The 670-nt window shown below is 51.2% G+C and carries 1 rRNA gene; it reads right to left on the minus strand.

Going from position 1 to position 670, the window contains the following annotated elements:
• Positions 1-7: 7 nt before the first annotated feature.
• Positions 8-670: ribosomal RNA gene (locus tag ACFQZI_RS19835) — 23S ribosomal RNA — on the minus strand; the annotation flags it as partial.

A 670-nucleotide genomic window follows, 5' to 3' on the forward strand; every position in this document is an offset into this window, starting at 1 on the left:
TACCTGCTATGAGAAAGCTTCGGATTATTAGTATTACTCGACTTTGATGTCACCACCTTTATATCTGTAACCTATCAACGTAGTAGTCTGCTACGATCCTCAATGGAAGTCTCATCTTGTGGCTAGTTTCGCACTTAGATGCTTTCAGCGCTTATCTATTCCCAACGTAGCTACTCTGCAGTACACCTGGCGGCATAACAGATTCACCAGAGGTTAGTCCAACCCGGTCCTCTCGTACTAAGGTCAGCCCCACTCAAACTTCCAACGCCCACAACAGATAGGGACCGAACTGTCTCGCGACGTTCTGAACCCAGCTCGCGTGCCACTTTAATGAGCGAACAGCTCAACCCTTGGGACCTTCTCCAGCCCCAGGATGTGACGAGCCGACATCGAGGTGCCAAACCTCCCCGTCGATATGAGCTCTTGGGGGAGATCAGCCTGTTATCCCCAGCGTACCTTTTATCCTTTGAGCGATGGCCCTTCCATGCAGAACCACCGGATCACTATATCCGTCTTTCGACCCTGCTCGGCTTGTCTGCCTCACAGTCAAGCAAGCTTATGCTATTGCACTCCGCGTACGGTTACCAAGCGTACTGAGCTTACCTTTGAAAGCCTCCGTTACCTTTTTGGAGGCGACCACCCCAGTCAAACTACCCGCCAAACAATGTCC

It is taken from the genome of Mucilaginibacter lutimaris, from assembly GCF_042676625.1.
Taxonomy (GTDB): domain Bacteria; phylum Bacteroidota; class Bacteroidia; order Sphingobacteriales; family Sphingobacteriaceae; genus Mucilaginibacter; species Mucilaginibacter lutimaris.